The organism is Nonomuraea sp. PA05 (genome assembly GCF_008086045.1).
Lineage (GTDB): Bacteria > Actinomycetota > Actinomycetes > Streptosporangiales > Streptosporangiaceae > Nonomuraea > Nonomuraea monospora.
Genome location: NZ_VSEY01000009.1, coordinates 107626 through 123752 on the forward strand (window position 1 = coordinate 107626; position 16127 = coordinate 123752).

11 protein-coding genes are annotated in these 16127 nt (G+C 72.7%); 9 read left to right on the top strand and 2 right to left on the bottom strand.

Features of this window, described 5'->3' with window-relative positions:
* Positions 1 to 337: 337 nt before the first annotated feature.
* From FXF51_RS16290 to FXF51_RS16330, 9 genes are all read left to right on the top strand, one after another.
* Positions 338 to 1120, top strand: a complete 783-nt coding sequence (locus FXF51_RS16290) for a hypothetical protein (RefSeq protein WP_148435303.1) — start codon at positions 338 to 340, stop codon at positions 1118 to 1120.
* A 126-nt stretch (positions 1121 to 1246) separates the two neighbouring features.
* Positions 1247 to 8455 carry a type I polyketide synthase gene (locus tag FXF51_RS16295; protein WP_187414402.1) on the top strand — a complete coding sequence of 2403 codons (7209 nt, stop codon included), beginning with the start codon at positions 1247 to 1249 and terminating at the stop codon, positions 8453 to 8455.
* Positions 8452 to 8862 carry a lipocalin-like domain-containing protein gene (locus FXF51_RS16300; RefSeq protein ID WP_148435305.1) on the top strand — a complete coding sequence of 137 codons (411 nt, stop codon included), beginning with the start codon at positions 8452 to 8454 and terminating at the stop codon, positions 8860 to 8862. Before FXF51_RS16295 ends, FXF51_RS16300 begins: the two co-directional genes overlap by 4 nt.
* Before the next feature lie 11 nt (positions 8863 to 8873).
* Entirely contained in the window at positions 8874 to 10238 is a 1365-nt protein-coding gene (locus FXF51_RS16305) for a cytochrome P450 (protein WP_187414403.1), read from the top strand.
* Positions 10239 to 10255: 17 nt separating this feature from the next.
* Positions 10256 to 10807 (top strand): EF-hand domain-containing protein, encoded by a 552-nt coding sequence (locus tag FXF51_RS16310; RefSeq protein WP_148435307.1) that lies wholly within the window; start codon positions 10256 to 10258, stop codon positions 10805 to 10807.
* Between the two features lie 271 nt (positions 10808 to 11078).
* Positions 11079 to 11552: a hypothetical protein gene (locus FXF51_RS16315; protein ID WP_148435308.1), complete on the top strand. Its 474-nt coding sequence runs from the start codon at positions 11079 to 11081 to the stop codon at positions 11550 to 11552.
* 73 nt (positions 11553 to 11625) lie between these two features.
* Positions 11626 to 12999 (top strand): hypothetical protein, encoded by a 1374-nt coding sequence (locus FXF51_RS16320; RefSeq protein WP_222871311.1) that lies wholly within the window; start codon positions 11626 to 11628, stop codon positions 12997 to 12999.
* Positions 13000 to 13056: 57 nt separating this feature from the next.
* Positions 13057 to 13737, top strand: a complete 681-nt coding sequence (locus FXF51_RS16325; protein ID WP_148435309.1) for a HEAT repeat domain-containing protein — start codon at positions 13057 to 13059, stop codon at positions 13735 to 13737.
* Positions 13728 to 14531 (top strand): MOSC domain-containing protein, encoded by an 804-nt coding sequence (locus FXF51_RS16330; protein ID WP_148435310.1) that lies wholly within the window; start codon positions 13728 to 13730, stop codon positions 14529 to 14531. The genes FXF51_RS16325 and FXF51_RS16330 overlap by 10 nt, the downstream gene beginning before the upstream one ends.
* A 30-nt stretch (positions 14532 to 14561) precedes the next feature.
* Here FXF51_RS16330 and FXF51_RS60815 read toward each other — a convergent pair whose 3' ends face one another.
* Together FXF51_RS60815 and FXF51_RS16335 are read right to left on the bottom strand one after the other, a co-directional pair.
* A complete protein-coding gene (locus FXF51_RS60815; protein WP_187414404.1) occupies positions 14562 to 14729 on the bottom strand; it encodes a hypothetical protein in 168 nt (55 codons plus the stop codon).
* Positions 14730 to 14796: 67 nt separating this feature from the next.
* Positions 14797 to 15963, bottom strand: coding sequence for a hypothetical protein (locus FXF51_RS16335; RefSeq protein ID WP_262379567.1), 1167 nt, complete (start codon positions 15961 to 15963; stop codon positions 14797 to 14799).
* Positions 15964 to 16127 lie beyond the last annotated feature (164 nt).

Consider the following 16127-nt stretch of genomic DNA (forward strand, 5'->3'; position numbering starts at 1 on the left):
GTGCACGCGCTGGAAGCCGGTCGTCCACACGGCGGTCGCGGTTCCTCTGCCGCCGTCGGTGTTCACGGTGATCCGGACGAGACTCTTGGCGCCCTCACCGGTGACGACGCCGACGACGGGCTCGGACGCGTCCCGTCCGACATGTGCTATTCACACCGAGGCGGGCCGGCACAGAAAAAGTGTAGACACATTTCCGCGGGCTTCTTGCTGAAAGTTTCCCCAGCCACAATTCCTCCACCAGCACCGTTGCCGACGGCCGTCGCGCGTACCCCATCACTCGACGCTGAATGCCGTACCTTACCTTCGCTCACCACATTCGCCTCATGAAGGAGTCGTCGTGCGTACATGGCCGGCCCGCGCCCTTGTGCCCTTCCTGCTGGTTCCGCTGACGGCGGCCCCCTCCGCCTCGGCTCAGACGGACGCGCGCACGTGCGCGAGAGCGAGCCTGCTGTTCTGCGAGGACTTCCAGGCCATGCCGCTCGGCGGCGCGAGCAGCCTCCGCTGGGGCATCGACACCAAGCACGGCACGCTCACCGTCGAACCCGGCGGCGGGCGGCGCGGGCAGAAGGTGCTGCGGGTGCACACCGAGGGCAACGGCCGCGCGTTCCTGAAGGTGGACGACTTCGCCGCCCCGGGCAACAGCTTCTACGGCCGCGTGCGGCTGCGGGTCGCCGCGTTCCCGGCCGCGCCGGACTGGGCGCACTACACGCTGGTCGAGGCGACCGGCGACGGGCCGGAGATCGTCCGCCCGCTCGGCGGCCAGTACGCCCCGCCGCCTCACGGCGGAGCCGCGTACTGGGGCGTCGGCGCGGACGGCGGCCCCACCGGCGACTGGACGAACTGGCGCACCACCGCGCCGTCCGTCGCCGGGACCTGGACCTGCGTGGAGTGGCGGATGGACGCCGCCGACAACCGGGTCTCGCTGTGGTTCGACGGGGTGGCGAAGCCGGAGCTGACCGTGTCGACGCGGGAGCACGGCGGCAATCCGGTGGACTTCGTCTTTCCGCGGTTCGACACGGTCAAGGTGGGGTGGCAGCTTTACCAGGCGAACCCGTCCCCCGCCCGGTTCGATGTGTGGATGGACGACATCGCGCTGAGCAGTCAGAGAGTGGGCTGCTGAAATCTGTCCTTGACGCCACGCGTCTGTTCCCAACCGACACATAGCTCTATGTGTTCACACGAGTGCACATTGTTATGAGGATCGGAACGGCGAAGGGCATCGATGACCGAATCGTCAGACCTCCCCATGATCGCTGTCATCGGAGCGGCCTGCCGCTTCCCCGGCGGGATCGATTCCCTGGATTCGTTGTGGTCCTTCCTCGCCGACGGCCGCGACGCGGTCAGCGAAGTCCCGCCCGACCGCTGGGACCAGTCGGAACTGCTGGGGCTGCCCGCCGAGGCGGCCGGGCGCATGCGCTGGGGCTGCTTTCTCGACGGCGACGTCTACGCCTACGAGCCAGGCTTCTTCGGGATCACCACGCAGGAGGCGCCGTGGGTCGATCCGCAGCACCGGCTGCTGCTGGAGCTGGCGTGGGAGGCGTGCGAGCACTCCGGGATCGCGCCGTGCTCCCTGGCCGGGTCGCTGACGGGAACGTTCTTCGGCCTGTACGCCAAGGACTACCTGCTGCGGGTGCAACGACCCTTGGAGCGCTCGGAGCCGTACGCGATGTACACGGGTTTCCACAGCGTCGCCGCAGGCCGGCTGGCGTTCCTGCTGGACCTGCGCGGCCCGCAGATCACCACCGAGGCGCAGTGCTCGTCGAGCCTGGTCGCGATCCATCTGGCGTGCGAGAGCCTGCGGTCGGGAGAGTCGGATCTGGCGCTGGCCGGCGGGGTGCTCCTGCAACTCGGCCCGGAAATGGTCGTCATGCCGGCCATGTGGTCGATGTTCTCGCCGACCGGCCGCTGTCACGCGTTCGACGCCCGCGCCGACGGCTACGTGCGCGGCGAGGGCGGCGGGGTGGTCGTACTGAAGAGACTGCCGGACGCCGTGCGGGACGGGGATCGGGTGCTGGCGGTGATCCGCGGCTCCGCGGTCAACCAGAACGGCCGGGGCAGCCGCCTGTCCGCGCCGTCCGCGCGGGCTCAGGAGGCGTTGTTCAGGACAGCGCTGCGGCGCGCGCGGATCGATCCCGCGGACGTCGGCCTGATCGAGACCCATGGGCCGGGCACGGCGGTCGGTGATCCGACGGAGTTCGCGTCGACGGCGGCCGTCTACGGCCGCGGGCGTGGGCGGTGCGCGCTGGGGTCGATCAAGACCAACATCGGCCACACCGAGTCGGCGGCGGGCATCGCGGGGCTGCTCAAGGCGATCGCCTGCCTGCGTCACGGCCGCATCCCGCCGAACCTGCACTTCGAGCGCTGGAACCCGCAGATCGCCGCCGACGGCACCCGGCTGTTCGTGCCGACGGCGCTCTCCGACTGGCCGGTGGACGGGCCGTCGCGGCTGGCCGCCGTCTCCTCCTTCGGGATCAGCGGCAGCAACGGCCACGTTCTCCTCGAACAACCTCCGGCGCGGACCGAACGGTCTGGAACGTTCCAGAGGGCAGTGCACAGCGTGCTGTTGTCCGGCGGCACCGAGCACGCCACCCGGCTGGCGGCGGCACGGCTCACGGACTGGCTCGACGGGCCGGGCGCCGGGACGTCCCTGGCGGACGTCGCCCACACGCTGGCGGCACGTCGCTCGCACGGCCCGCACCGGACCGCGATCCTCGCCGCGACTCGGCCGGAACTGCTGGCGCGGCTGCGTGAGCACGCCGGCGGCCGAGCCTGCGCGGAGGTCGTGTCCGGTCTGGCGCGCGCCGAGCCGGCGGGCGGAACGGTGTGGGTGTTCAGCGGCCACGGCGGCCAGTGGCCGGGCATGGGCAACGGCCTGCTGGACGCCGACGCCTCCTTCACCGAGGTCATCGACCAGCTCGAACCCGTGGTCGCCGCCGAGGCGGGCTTCTCGCTGCGCGGGGTGCTGTCATCGCCCGAGCCCATGACCGGCTTCGACCGCGTCCAGCCGGCCGTCTTCGCCGTCCAGCTCGGCCTGGCGGCGATGTGGCGGGCCCACGGCGTGGAACCGGCTGCGGTGATCGGCCATTCGATGGGCGAGGTGGCGGCCGCGGTGGTGGCGGGCGGCCTGTCCCGCGCCGACGGGGCGCGCGTCATCTGCCGCCGCTCCCGGTTGATCCTGCGGACCGCGGGGCAGGGGCTGATGGCCACGGTGGCCATGGGCCGGGAGCAGACCGAACGGGACCTGGCGAACATGGACGTCCGGGATGTGTCGGTGGCCATCGCGGCGGCGCCCGGTACCACCGTGGTCGCCGGCCCCGCCGGGCAGGTGCGAGCCGCGGTCGAGACGTGGGAGCGCCGCGACGTGCCGGCGCGCCTGATCGACGTGGACGTCGCCTCGCACACCTCGCAGATGGACCCGATTCTCGCCGATCTGCGCACGGCCCTGGCGGACCTCACGCCCCGGCCCGTCGAGCTGCGCTTCTACAGCACGGTGCCGGCCGACCCGCGAGCGCCGGTACGCCATGACGGCGCCTACTGGGCGGCCAACCTGCGTGAGGTGGTGAAGCTGGAGCAGGCCGTGCGTGCCGCCGCCGACGACGGGCACCGCGTGTTCGTCGAGATCGGCCCGCATCCCGTGCTCGCGCAGGCGATGAACGACACGCTCGCCTCGCGCGGCGACACCCTGGTGGCGGCGTCCTTGTCGCGGGACCAGGACGAACGGATCAGCTTCGCGACCCAGGTCGCCGCCCTGCACTGCGCCGGGCTCGCGATCGGCTGGGCCGCCGTCGAACGCGGCGAGCCGGCGGACGTCCCGGCGACCACCTGGGACCGCCGGCGCTTCGTCGCCGACCCGCCACCGCTGCGCCGTCCGCCCGCGGGGCATCCGCTCGCCGGCGTCGAGGTGAGCGACCCTGACGGCAGCGGCCGTCGGCTCTGGCAGGGGAAGCCGGGCCCGCAAGAGTTGCCTTGGCTGTCGGACCACCGGGTCGACGGCGTTCCCGTCCTGCCGGGCGCCGCCTTCGGGGAGATGGCGCTGGCCGCGGCGGCCGGCTTCTTCTCGGAGCCGCCGCAGCGGGTGGAGGTCCGGCAGCTCAGGTTCGACCGGCTGACGCCGCTGGACAGCGCCGGCACGCTGACGGCGAGCGTCGTGCCGCTGTCCGGCGTGGAGGCGCGGTGGGAGCTGACCGCCAGGACGGACGGGAGCGAACCGATCAAGGCGGCGGCCGGTCGGCTCCGGCACGTTCCGCACGGCACGCCGCCGCCTGCGGCCGAGGTCGAGCGGCTGTGGGCGGCGCACCCGGTGAGCGTGCAACCCGACGAGATCTACCGCGCCTTCGGCGAGACCGGCGTCGAGCACGGCCCGGCCTTCCGCGCCGTCCAGGCCATCGGGTTGAGCGACGACGCCCGCTCGGCCGCCGCCCGGCTGAGCCTGCCCGGCCAGGCCCGGCCGGGGCGGGGACGGCTGCATCTGCACCCGGTGCTGCTGGACGGCTGTCTGCAGGTCGTGACCGCGGCCTGGCTGCGCGCGCTGGGCGGCCCGGGCGGGCAGGTCCTGCCGACCGGCATCGACTGCCTGCGCGTCCACGGCGACACCAGCCGGGCGGCCCACTGCCAGGCCACGATCGAGGAGGCGGGCCAGGCGTCGGTCACCGCCCGGCTGCGCCTGCTGGCTGCCGACGGGACGGTGCTGGCCGAGGCCGAAGGCGTGCGCGCCGTCCTGCTGACGGCGTCCGGATCCGGCGTCCGCGACGAACGTTTTCTGGGGCAACGCTGGACGCCGGCGGCCGTCCCCCCGGCGGGGGCGCAGGCCGCCGGGGGATGGCTGGTCATCACCGAGACGCCGGACGACGCGTTCGCCGCCGAGCTCGCACGGCTGCTCGGCGGTGAACACTCCCCCGTCGAGACCGCCGTCGTGCCGTTGGACCAGCCCGGCGACGCGCTGGACGCGTTCGGGGCAGTGCCCGCACGGCTGAGGGGCATCGTCGTCGCGCCTCCCGCCGACGACAGCGCGCCGCCGGACGTCACCGCGGCGACCGGCGGCACGACCTCCCCACCCGCGGGCGGCACGCGGCAGCAGTCGGCCTCCCCACCCGCGGGCGGCACGCGGCAGCAGGCGTCGTCCGCGCAGGCCCGGCTGGCCGAGCGGCGCGTCGGGCGCCTGCTGCGGCTGGCGCAACGCCTGGCGGCCTCCGGCCACGGCGACCACGGGCGGCTGTGGGTGATCACCCGCGCCGGCCAGAGCGTGCACGCCGGCGATCCGGTCAACCTGGATCAGGCAGGGGCGCGCGGCCTGCTCCGGGTGATCGGCTACGAGCACCCGGACCTGCACCCGGGCCTGGTGGACATCGACGCCCGCACCACTCCGGCGGACCTGGCCCGCGAGCTGTCGTCCTGCCCGCAGGACGACGACGAGATCGCCTACCGGCGCGGCGAGCGGCTGGCCGCCCGGCTCGTGCCCGCGCCCTTGGGCGAGGCGGACCGGCGGCGGCGCGCCGTCGACACGAGCGTGCAGGGTGCGGGCCTGGCCGTCGCCCGTCCCGGCGACCTCGGCACTCTCGAGCTGGTGGATCGGCCGCGCCGCGCCCCCGGCCCCACGGAGGTCGAGATCCAGGTGCGCGCCTGCGGCATCAACTTCGCCGACCTGCTGTACCTCATGGGCGTCTACTCCGCCTACTCCAGCGAGGACAGCGCCATGCCGGGCCCCGGCTTCGACTGCGCTGGCGTCGTGACCGCGGTCGGCCGGGACGTGCGGCGGCTGCGGCCGGGCCAGAAGGTGGCGGCCGTCGCCGGCTGGTCGTTCAGCTCGTTCGTCACCACCCGTGCCGACTGGACGCTGCCGCTGCCGGACGAAGCGAACCTGCCCGCCGCGGCGGCGCACCCGCTCGCCTACCTCACCTCGTGGTACGCGCTCACCCACCTGGCCGCCGTACGGCCGGGCGAGCACGTGCTCATCCACTCCGCCACCGGAGGAACCGGCCTGGCGGCGATCAACATCGCCACCTCGCGGGGCGCCCACGTCCTGGCCACGGCCGGAACCGAACGTAAGCGCGCCCTCCTGCGCGACCTCGGTGTCGGGACCGTCATGGACTCGCGCACCCTGGACTTCGCCGGACAGGCCCGCGCGGCCACCGGCGGACGGGGTGTCGATGTGGTGCTCAACTCGCTGACCGGCACCGCCCAGGCCGCCGGTCTGGAGGCGCTGGCCTGTCGCGGGCGCTTCATCGAGCTCGGCAAGCGCGACATCCACCAGGGCACCCGGCTGGGCCTGGAGCCGTTCCGGCGCAACATCACCCTGTCCAGCGTCGACATGCAACTGCTCTATCACCAGGACCCCGGGCTGATCGCCACCCTGATCGAGGAGATCGGCGAGGCCGTCCGGCACGGCGGGCTGCCGCCGTTGCCGTTCACCGCCTACCCGGTCGCCGAGGCCGGGCAGGCGCTGCGCGCCATGGCCGGTGCCGAGCACACCGGCAAACTGGTCCTCACCTGGCCCTCGCCCGCGCCCGCGAACGTCGTCGTCCGGCCGCGGGACCACGCGCCCGTGCGGCCGGACGGAAGCTACATCGTGACCGGCGGCCTGGGCGGTCTGGGCATGCTGGTCACGCGCTGGCTGGCCGTCAGCGGAGCCGCGCGCGTGGTGCTGTGCGGCCGGTCGGCGCCCGATGACCGGACGCGGGCGATCATCGATGACCTGCGGACCGGCGGCACCCGCATCGAGGTGGTTCACGGGGACGTGGCCGAGCAGGGGATCGCCGAGCGCCTCGTGACGGCCGCCACCGCGGACGGCGGCCGGTTGCGCGGAGTCGTGCATGCCGCCGCCGTCGTCGAGGACGCCACCATCGTCCGGCTGGACGCCGATCTGCTGGAGCGCGTGTGGCGGCCCAAGGTCCTGGGCGCCCTGCGGCTGCACGAGGCCACCCGGGACGCGGACCTGGACTGGTGGGTGGCCTTCAGCTCGGTCGCCGCCCTGCACGGCAGCCCCGGGCAGGGCGCGTACGCGGCGGCGAACGCCTGGCTGGACGAGTTCGTCTCCTGGCGGCGGGCCAAGAGCGGGACGGGCACGCTCATTCACTGGGGTCCCTGGGCCGAACACGGCCGCGGCCAGGTCCTGGCGGATCGTGGATATCCGCTGATCACCCCGCAGGAGGGCATCGCGGCACTTGATCGGATCCTGCGTCACGACCCCGTCCGGACCGGCTACTCCTCGGTGCCGCTCGGCCGTTGGCTGGCGCCGTACCCGCGGACGGCTCGCGCGGCCTTCTTCACCGGCATGATCACCGCGGCCTCACCAGGAACGGACGGCGACGACCTGCTCGCCGCGCTGCACCACACGGCCGATGAGCGAGAGCGCCGGACGCTGGCCGAGGAGTGTGTCCGGCGGCACGCGGCCACTGTCCTGCGCCTGCCCGCCGGCCGCATCGACCCCGCCGCGCCGCTGGCCGGCCTCGGGCTCGACTCCCTGCTGGCCCTGGAACTGCGCAACCGGTTGCAGCAGGACGTACGCCGATCCATCCCGGCCACCGCCATCTGGACCCATCCCAGCATCGAGGCGCTCGCCCGCTACCTCCTGCGGCACCTCGCCCCAGCAGGCGGCGAGGACGACGGCCAAGGCGACGGCGAGGCCGCGGCGGCCACCTCGCTCGCCGCCGGGGCGCACGCCGCTCTGCGCCAAGGCGGCGCGGCGGCGGTGCGCACCTTCCTGCACGCCGCCGCGCGCGAGCGTGCCCGGTCCGACGAGCCGGGCAGGCTGGCGGTCGATCCGGTACGGCTGCGGCCAGGCACCGGCGGCGCTGTCGCCCTGGTCTTCCTGACCTCCATCATGGCTTCCGCCGGCCCGCAGGACCACGCCCGCCTGGCTGCCCGGCTGCCCAGCGAGCACCCCGTGTGGGCGCTGCCCAACCCCGGCTTCACGCCCGGCACCGATCTGCCCGCGCACCTGGACGACCTCGTGCACGCCCACGCGCGGGCGGTCCGCCGTTGTGCGGGCGAGGCTCCGTTCGTGCTGCTCGGGCACTCCTCCGCGGGATGGCTCGCGCACGCCGTGTCGTCCCGGCTGCTCCAGACGCGGTGTGCGCCCGCCGGGCTGGCCCTGCTCGACACGGTCGCGCCGGGGCGGTTCTTGCGGAACTTCCTGGACGCCCTGGCCACCACGCTGCTGCACCGGCGCCCTCCCCCGGACGACGCGGGGCTGACCGCCATGGCCGCCTACGACCTGCTGTTCCAGTCGTGGACCCCGGCCCCGCTCGACGGCGTCCCCACCCTGTTGCTGCGCGCCGCCGACGGTCCGTCTGCCGGTCAGGGGCCTGACGGCTCGCAGGTCTGGGCGGCCACGTACGAGAGCGTCACTGTTCCCGGCGACCACGTCAGCATGGTCGCCGGCGACGCCGGCACGACGGTGCCGCCCCTGGAGGACTGGCTCCGGCGCGTCGGCGCGGAGTGCCGGAGCCGCGCATGACGATCGACGACCTGAACGGCGCGTGGACCCTCCGGCACGTCCGGATCAGCGCGTCCGGGCGGCCCGCCGTCCACCTCGGCGAGCCGGAGACGGCCGGTCTGCTCCTGTACGCCGGCGGCCACTTCTCCTGCGTGATCCGCGGCGCGACCCGCCTGCTGGGGACCGGCCTCATCGGCTACGCGGGCACCGCCGAACTCGACGGCGACCGACTCATCCACCGCGTGCTCATCGGCGCCGAACCGGTCCCTGAAGGCAGCGTCCAGGTGCGTCACGCCGTCCTCGACTCGGCGACCCTCACCCTGAGCGGCCAGGTGAAGGACCACGCCGTCGCCCTCACCTGGCGCAGAGCCCCGGCAGCGGCCGGGCCCGAGCCCCAGGACGAGCGCCACGGCCGTGGCCTGTCGTGAAAGGACGACCCGTGGCCGACTCCCGCGCTCGCCCGGCCCCGCTGGCCAAGGGCGGCCTGCTCGGCTCCGCCGCCGACCTGCTGTCCGACCCGCTCAACACCCTGCTGGAGGGCTACCACGCTTATGGCGGCATCGTGCGATTCCGCATCGGCCCGCCCGGCAGCCCCGAGATCCACGGTGTTTCCGGGCCCGCGGCGCTACAGCACATCCTCGTGAGCAACGCGGCCAACTACCGCAAGGACGACCGGCTCTACGACGCCGTCCGCCATGTCGTCGGCGACAGTCTGCTGACGAATCAGGACGAGTTGTGGACCCGGCAGAAGAAGCTCATCCATCCTCTCTTCACCGCGCGGCAGGTGAACGGGTACGTGCCGCAGATGTCGGCCCTGGTCGCCCGGATGGCCGCCCGCTGGCGGCGGGACGCGCCGGCCACGGTCGACCTGCATGCGGAGATGAACGAGCTGACCCTGCGCGTCCTGTGCGCCGTCATGTTCGGAGGCGAGGCCGAGGAGATCATTCAGGTGATCGCGGACGACTGGCCCACCGTGGGCGAGGCGGTCGCCCACCGTGCCTTCAGCGCCGTCCGGCTGCCCGACGCCTGGCCGACGCCGCGCGCCCGCCGTCTCGCCGGCGCCCGCCGCCGCCTGTTCGGGGCCTGTGACCAGCTCATCGGCGCCCGCCGCGGCCGTCCGGCCGGCTCACGTGCTCCCGACCTGCTCGACCTGCTGCTGAAGGCCACCGGCGCGGACGGCGCCCTGTCCGACGAGGAGGTTCGCGAGCAACTCGTGGTCTTCCTCGTCGGCGGGTACGACACCACCGCCACCACCCTCGCCTACGCCTTCCACCACCTGGGCAGCCGGCCCGGCCTGCAGCGGCGAGTCAAGCAGGAGGCCGAGCGGCTGCCGCGCTCCGGCACAAGCCTGGACGCCGCCGCCCTTCCGGACCTGCGCTACACCGGCATGGTGCTGAAGGAGACGCTGCGGCTCTATCCGGCCGCGCCGGTCTTCGGCCGCAACGCCGTCCGCGCCGACACCGTAGCCGGCGTCCACGTCCCCGCCGGGGCGCAGCTCCTGATCAGCCCCTGGGTCCTGCACCGCGACCCCGGGCTGTGGCCCGATCCCGGTGTCTTCGACCCTGACCGCTTCGCCCACGGCGACGACGAGGCCCGGCACAGCCTGGCTTGGCTGCCCTTCGGCGCAGGCCCACGCCTGTGCATCGGGCGTCACTTCTCCCTGGCCGAAGCCACCGTCGCCCTGGCGACCCTGGTCCGCGAATTCGCCTTCACCTGCGACGCCACCGCCCTGACCGCCCCGACCGTACGGCCCGTCCTCATGCCCACCAGCCCCATGATCGCCACCATCTCCCCACATCCGTGAACGCATCAGGAGGATGCATGTCCGACGACGACCTCATCGACGCCAACCTCGCCGCCCAGTTCGCCATCCACGACACCACCGGCGACGGCCTCCTCACCGCAGCGGACTTCCAGCGGCACGTCGACTGGGCCACCACCGCGCTCTCCCTCGACGAACGCCGCAGCCAGGCCCTCCAGGACGCCTACACCGCCTGGTGGCACCAGATCCGCGCCGGAGCCGACACCGACGCCGACGGCGCCGTGACCCTGCCGGAGTACATCGCCTCCATCCGCTCGGGCGTGAACGACCGGCCCGAGTACTTCAGCGTGGTCGATCAGGTGTGCCGGGCCATCTTCCAGTCCGTCGACACCGACGACGACGGGTCCATCTCCGCCGCCGAGTTCGCGCGGTACTGGACGGCCGTGAAGATCGACCCGGACACGACCCGCACCGCCTTCGATCACCTCGACACCGACGGCGACGGCACCGTGTCGTGGGCGGAGTTCCTGGCGGGCGTACACGACTTCTTCACCAGCACCGATCCCGACGCTCCAGGGACCTGGCTGGCGGGAAGGCCACCGAGCGTGTGATACCGGACGGCCTGGGGCGGATCTACGGGCACGAAGGCCACCGCATGACGCCCGCCCGGCATTCCGCCACCACACGGGAGAGCTGAATCCGGTGACGGCCAAGATCGGCGGCGTGTTCGACCTCCGGTTCACGACGTTCACCCCAGCGGCCCGAGCGCGTTCGACAACGCGACTGCCGTGACCGGCCGGGGAAGCCGTCGAAATGGCGCCCTGTACGACAAGCCCTTCCCGGTGTCCACTGTTCGCAGCAGGAACTCACCGAGGAGGGATCATGAGGCACCCGACCGGCTGGCCGCTTCCGGGCAACGCGACTCGCGCCCTTCAGCGAGTCCTCATGCTCTGCGTGCTCGTCATCTCCGCCGTGGCCGTCAACGCGAGCCGAGCCGACGCCGCCGTCACCGTGCACGAAGCCTGGCACGGCTCGGCGGTCAGGCTGCACATGTGGCTCAACTACGACCCGGCCAACGGCGAACGGCTGCGCGCCTGGGCGACCGTCACGGACACCGCCGGTGGGGCGGACTACTCGGTGTCCATCGTCTCGGTGGACGGGCAGCTCGACGCCGATGGGTGGGGCGGGTTCTGGCCGGAGACGGACACGGGCAACGGGCCGTTCAGGTACTGCCCGGAGGTGGGCGGGATCTGGATCACCTACCGCGTGGAGTACGCGTGGATCAACTCGGCGGGCCAGATCACCAGGAACTCCTTCACCGAACCGGCGGGCGGCGGTCTGCGCGTGTGCGACTGACGCGACGGGAGAGCCCTGGAGCCAGTCAAGCGGCATACCCGCGACATACCACCGCCGCCTAGCGTCTTCCGGCATGGAAACCTCCATGGAAACCGGCATGGTCAGCCGCCCCCGGCAGCGCGTGACCCGACCGTCCAGCCCTCTTGTGTCCGGTGCCGCCGCCCTCGTCCTGGCGGCCGCCGTGCTGGCCGCCCCGCACCCCGCGGCGGCGGCCGCCGCCGCGCCGGTGGCCTGCGACCCCGCCGGTGAGACAGCGGCGGACGCGGAGGTGGCCGCGCAGCTCAACGCCACACTCAAGGGCACTATGCGCGGTTCCATGGACGCCTACCGCGTCTCCTGCGCCCGCATGGTGATCAAGGCCACCGCCCAGCTCGGACGGCCGGAGCGGGCCGCCGTGATCGCGCTCGCCACGGCCATCGTGGAGACCGGCGTCCAGAACCTCGGTGAGGATCCCGGCGACGGCGCCCTCGGGCTCTACCGGATGCAGGCGGCGTGGGGGGAGACCACGCAACGGCTCGATCCCGTCTGGGCCACGCAGGCGTTCCACAGCAGCGTGCTCCGGCTCTATCCCGACCGGGCCTGGCTGAGCGCGCCGATCGGCGAGGTGTGCCAGGCCGTCCAGGGCGCGGCCTCCCCCGACGCCTACCAGGCGCAGGCCGCCGACGCGCAGACCATCGTCAACACCGTCTGGCCGCTCGTCAGCGGGCCGACGGGGACGGCCGCGGTCTTCGGGGTGCTGCCGAGCGGGCGGCTGACGTACACGGAGATCGACGCGGCGACGGGGACGCGGACGTCGGGCCCGGTCCTCTCGGGCAGGACGCTGGGCTTCACGCCGAAGGCGATGGCGACGTTGAACGCCAACACGCTGCTGGTGACCGAGGCCGGCCCGGCGGGCAATCTCTACCGGGTCGACGTGCATGACGTGACGGACGACTTCCTGTTCGGCAGGCCGAGGTTGCTCGGGAGCGGCTTCACCCACGACCTGCTGGCCTACGACGGGAGCGGCCTGTACGGGATCACCGGTGGCGTGCTGCGCCGGTACATCATCGAGGTGGCGAAGCCGACCCTGGCCGACATCAAGTACAACACGCTCATCGGGACCGGCTTCCATCTGAAGACGCTCGCCGCCACCGGCCTGGCCTACATCGTGGGCACGACCGCCACCGGCGAGTTGCTCTCGTACAAGATCATGGGAGCGGACCTCTGGCACCGTTACCAGTTGCGGGCCTCCACCTGGCAGGGGTTCGACCAGTTGGTGACGCCGGGTGCGGGCGTCTACTACGGTCACAAGCCTGACGGGTCGCTGCACCGCTACTTCGACATCCATCCCTACGACGGCCAGGGGGCGGACGTGTCCGGGCAGGGTGCGGTCGACGCCTCAGGCTGGAACCAGGTCCTGCTGTCCGCCCAGCCCGCCACCGTGACCCGGGTGCCGCTCACCGGCTGACCGTGACGCGCGGAAAACGAATGGCCGGGAGGCGGGCGATGGGCGACCATTCGTTGCATGGAACTGATCGCGGAAGCGGTCGAGCTGACCAGGAACGCCACCTGCCCCGGTGACTACGACCAGGCGTGGGAGCTGGTGACCAAGGCCACGGAGGATCCGGTGGCGGCGTCCGGGCTGGGATTCTCCCTGCTGAGCTCGGCCGACGGCGTCGAGCGGAAAGTCGGCTGCGACCTGCTGGGCAGCCTGGCGCAGATCGACGAGTCGCTGCGGGAGCCGGTGCTGTTCGCGGTGCTGGGCCTGCTCGCGTCGGAGACCGACCACGCGGTCCACGCCTCGATCGCGCGGGCGCTGGGCTGCACGGGTGACGAGCGGGCCGTCCCCGAGTTGCTGCGCCTGGCCGGGCATCCCGATGGGGACGTCCGCGAGTACGTGGCGTGGTCGCTGCCGATGAGCCCCGACCCGGGTGACGCGGTGATCGAGGTGCTCATCCGGTTGAGCGCCGATCCCGAGGACGAGGTGCGCAACTGGGCGACGTTCGCCCTGGGCGCCCAGTGCGATGCCGACGGCGCGGCGATCCGGGAGGCCCTGTGGGCGCGGGTCGGCGACGCGTACGGCGAGGTGCGGGAGGAGGCGATCGCGGGTCTGGCGCGGCGCGGGGATCGCCGTGTCGTGCCGTCGGCCGCGTGGCGCCCATATCACCGGAGAGCGCTTTCTCCTATCCTTGGCCAATGGAATTAGCGGAGATCCGCACCTACCCCATCAAGTCCGTCCAAGGCACCCACCGTCTCTCCGCCCAAGTCCTCCCCTGGGGTCTGGAAGGCGACCGCCGCTGGGCCGTGGTGGACCCGCGCGGCGAGCTGATCTGGGTCGGCGAGAACCCCCGGCTCCTCTCGGTCTCGGCCACCGAGACCCCCGAAGGCCACCTCATCGTGTCGGCTGAGGGCATGGGCGAGCTCAAGGTCGCCCCGGCCGCCGGCGACACGCTTCCCGTGAGCTTCGCCAACTTCGAGCGGGGCGTCCTCGCCGCCGACGACGCCCATGAATGGTTCACCAGCCTTCTCGGCAAGCCGGCCCGCCTGGTCTGGCAGGACGGCCCGCGACCCCATCCCACTTCCGGGGAACACGACGGCCTCGCCTGGGACGCCGCCCTCCACCTGGTCTCCCGCAGTTCCCTGCGGCGGCTGGACGACTGGATCGCCGAGGCCGCCATGGAACGGCAGGAGCAGCCGCCGGAACCGCTCGACGTCACCCGGTTCCGGCCCAACGCCATCATCGACGGTGCCGAGGCGTTCGAGGAGGACGGCTGGACGTCGGTGCGCATCGGCGAGATCGACTTCCGGGTCTCGGAGTTGTGCGACCGTTGCGTGGCGATCACCTGGGATCCCGCCACGCTGGACGGGGGCAAGGAGCCGTTGCGGACGCTGGCCAAGCGGCACCGGTGGGACGGGCAGTCGTGGTTCGGGATCCGGCTGGTGCCCAGGAACCTCGGGACGTTGCGGGTGGGGGACGAGGTCGTGCCGGTCCGGACGTGACGTGATGAGGGCGCGTCGGTGCTCGGCACGTCACCGCGTGCCCAGCGCCGACGTCCCAAAGCACGTCATCGCACGCATGACGCCGACGCCCCGAGGCACGCCGCACGCACAGCGCCCACGCCCCGGGGCGGCGGGCGACAGGGACAGCGCCAGGAACAGCGCCAGGGCGGAGGCGACGAGGAGGCGGACCTTACGCATGCTTGCTCCTGTCAGCGGGAGAAGGACCGCGCCGGCGGCTTGCGGGGTGACCGCCGGCGCGGCCGGTTCAGCACCAGGTGAGCGTCGAGTTGACCCGGGTGACGTTGCTGATGGTGTTGTTGCTGCCGGTGCAGGGGCTCCACCGGATGTTGGTGTTGGAGACCGTCAGGTTCTGGAACCTGATGCCGGACGAGGGGGCGAACTCGGTGCGGGCCGCGATGCGCACCTCGCCGCCGCCGCTGATCGTGCCCGACGACCCGGCGATGGTGACGTTGTAGCAGTTCTCCACCAGCACGGAGTTGTTGCCGGTGTTGGCGATGTCGACGCGGTCGATGGTGGCGCCGCCGCTCTCGGAGACGCAGAAGATGCCGCGCCCGCCGCCGCGCGCCTTGACGGTGCCGACGCGGATGTTGTTGGGGTAGGAGCTGCCGACCCGGCCGTTGCGGTTGGCCATGCGGAAGGCGGCGTACCCGGTGCCCGCGCCGGCGTTGTCGGCGTCCACGGTGCCGATGGTCGCGTTGATGGTCTGGTTGAGCAGCAGGCCGGACTCGCCGACGCTGCGGGCGGTGACGGTGCCGACGGTGAGGCCGTCCACGCCGTACGTCTCCATGGCGTGCGAGCTGGCGCCCTGGACGTAGACGTTGTCGACCCGCACGTTGCGGGTCCACTGGCTGGTGTCGCCGCGGTTGTCGATGCGCACGCCCAGGCCGGCGCCGAGCCGCATGTCGATCTGGCCGAGCCAGACGTTGGTGACGTTGCGCATGAAGATGCCGTAGATCGGCGTGCCGGTGACGTTGAGGTACGGCACCTCGATGTTGCTGGTGCCGCGCGAGTAGACGGGCGCGTAGTCGCCGGAGCCGGAGCCGGTGACGTTGATCGTGCCGCACACCGACAGGGACGTGTAGCTCGGCAGCGAGATCCGGGTGCCGGCGCTCATGGTGCCGTTGCCGCGTACCACGACCCGCTGGATCGAGGTGCGCCCGGCCGAGAGGCTGCCGATGCCGGCCTGGACCGCCGCCCGGAAGTCGGTGCCGCTGTAGACGCTGCTGCCCGCGCTGTTGCGGGCGGTCCAGGTGCTGCCGCTGACCGTGACCTGTGACTGGAAGGTGCCGTCGCCGCACGCGGCGGACGCCGGTGAGGTGCCGATCACGACACCGGTCGCGGCGCCGGCTGTCAGGGCGGCCAGCGCCGCGACGATCCGGGCGGACCGGCGGCGGGGAGGGGCTGTGGTCATGGGGGTTCTCCGTGACTGATCACTGGGCGGAGTGCTGAATCGATTCAAAGAACAGGCGGGCGGTAAGCGCTTTCCCGCGTTACCGATCGCGACACTAAATTTGCCCGGCGATCGTGTCAAGGAGCTGTCAAGGCAGCGGCCGGGCCACCCAGCGTCCGGCGGCC